At 49.2% G+C, this 2424-nt stretch carries 2 protein-coding genes; both read left to right on the top strand.

The genetic code is table 11. The annotated features are described in order from the left end of the window. Positions 1-1406: condensation domain-containing protein (locus AZ66_RS28595; RefSeq protein WP_231587090.1), on the top strand; the 1406-nt coding region annotated here is incomplete at its 5' end. A gap of 261 nt (positions 1407-1667) precedes the next feature. Then, complete coding sequence (locus AZ66_RS28590; protein WP_044358037.1) at positions 1668-2399, top strand: condensation domain-containing protein; 732 nt, start codon at positions 1668-1670, stop codon at positions 2397-2399. Positions 2400-2424: the final 25 nt, after the last annotated feature.

Raw genomic sequence — 2424 nt, 5'->3', positions numbered from 1 at the left:
CTATCGAGGAGATGTCTCAAGCAATCTCGCAAATGGAGACCTCATTGTATACAGCCATTCCGATCGCCGAGGAGCAAGAATACTACCCGTTATCTTCGGCTCAGTTGCGACTCTATATCATGAGCCAGCTGGAAGGAAGCGAGCTCAGCTACAATATGCCAGGCATGCTGGTGCTTGAAGGACAGCTGAATCGAGATCAATTCCAGACGGCATTTTTGAAGCTCATCGCTCGTCACGAGACATTGCGTACTGGCTTTGAGATGGTAGACGGCGAGCCGATGCAGCGCATCCATCGCAATACGGAATTCGCTATTGACTACAGACAGGTATCCGAGGACGAAGTTCCGGAGATAATTGGACAATTCATCCGACCGTTCGACCTGGAGCATCCGCCATTATTGCGGGTCGGGTTGTTCGAAGTTGGGCAGGATCGGCATATTCTCGTCTTTGATATGCACCACATCATTTCTGACGGTGCCTCAATGAGCAATCTAGTTGATGAATTTACTCGATTGTATGCGAATGAAGAACGGCCGCCGCTGCGTATCCAGTACAAGGATTATGCAGTATGGCAGCAGGCGAGTGAGAATCTTGAGAGGCTGAAGCGCCAAGAGGACTATTGGATGAGTATGCTGCAAGGCGATCTTCCGAACACAGAGTTGCCGTTGGATTATGATAGAGCGGCGGTTCGCAGCTTCGAAGGGGAGCAGATCGAATTCGAAATTAACCCGGTTGTGACGGGCCAGCTGAACCAACTTGCTTCTAATCATGAGTGCACACTGTACATGGTGTTATTGTCCGCCTATCAGATTCTGTTATCCAAATATTGCGGTCAGGATGACATTATTGTCGGTACTCCTGTTGCGGGTCGCAATCATGCCGATTTGGAGCCATTGATCGGTATGTTCGTCAATACCCTCGCGATTCGTAACCGTCCGCAGGGCGATAAAACGTTCCAATCGTTCTTGGCAGAGGTGAAAGAGTCAACATTAGGGGCATTCGAACATCAGGAGTATCCATTCGAGGAACTGATTGACCTCTTGAAGCTGCAGTGGGAGACAAGCCGCAATCCATTGTTCGATACGGTGTTCGTCCTCCAGAATACGGAGGAGCGTGAAGCCGGAATCGGTGGACTGACGATATCGCCTTACGTGACAGATGACTCGGTCAGCGCGAAGTTCGATCTGACGCTGTCTGTATCGGAAGAAGACGATGGGATGAAGGGAAGCTTCCTGTATGCTTCCAAGCTGTTCAAAGCAGCTGGCATACACAGAATGATGAGAGATTACTTGTCAATACTGTCCCAAGTATGCGAGAACCCTCGCATCCGCATTCAAGATATTTCGATAAGTGGACAGCAGACACAGGAAAAGAGCAAGATCGACACGATCGAGTTCGCGTTCTAAAATGTGCTGACAGCAGGTATTGCGGTAAGGCAGCAACGCCTTACCGCCTCCACCCTGAGAAACCGCGCTTATCGAACGATCATAGCAAGGATTGCAGCTCTATCAATTTGGTTAACTAGGTGCACAACCTTGTTCTACATTTGTACATGTACACAAGCGATACATGCTGTGCTTGGAACTGTGTAATTGCGGGAGCGCGTGGCCGCTGCAGGAACGCGCTCTCCTATTCCATTACACCCGTTAAGACAGGGAGGTTCACGAATGAAGTCGGTATATGAGAAAGAAGAAGCCTATTGGAATGGGATGTTTGATTCGGATGACAGCATGAGCATCTTGCCATATTGCAGTACACACGGAAGAGAAGCGAACGCGGATACGAATGCCGCCAAAGTGTCTATGATCCGGGCACTCCCAACAGATCTGTCAGACAGAATGAACACCCTTGCGAACGGTTCGGATATTGCCCTGTACATGATTGGATTGGCAGGGGCCACTTGCTTGCTCCACCATTATACGAACCGAGAAAATGTGCTTGTAGGCATGCCGACGATAGATGAATCGGATGATGACTCATCACCTCGTGACGTACTCATTATGAAGACGAATTTGACACGCGGAAGCAGCTTCCGTTCCGTATTGGGGTCAATCAAGACAGCTGTCGGAGGAGCAGTGGAGCATCGTCATCTTCCGTTTCGGAAGATGGTACACAACCTAAACCTGGAGATGGACACGAACGGACTTCCGGTGATGAATACGGTAGTGTCTTATTCAGCCATACATACCGCTTCTATCGACCTTAGTGTCAGCTCCGACGTCATGTTCCGATTCGATGCGAAGGACGATGGCCTTCATTTGGAGGTGCTTTATGATGAAAGTCGCTATGACGCCTCCTATATTGCCACTCTATTCGAACATTTTTTTCCGACTGCTTCATTTTGTGTTATTCCAGCCGGACCAGCCTATCGGCAATGCCGTGTTATTGTCCGAAGATGAGAAGCATCGCCTGCTTCATGAATTT

The sequence above is a fragment of the Paenibacillus sp. E194 genome (assembly GCF_000935845.1).
Taxonomy (GTDB): Bacteria; Bacillota; Bacilli; order Paenibacillales; family Paenibacillaceae; genus Paenibacillus_B; species Paenibacillus_B alvei_B.
This window is presented reverse-complemented; position numbering and strand designations above follow the sequence as displayed.

What these genes read in the sequence shown, in the direction of transcription:
- AZ66_RS28590 (WP_044358037.1), top strand. Translation starts at nt 1,668, where the DNA reads ATGAAGTCGGTATATGAGAAAGAAGAAGCCTATTGGAATGGGATGTTT.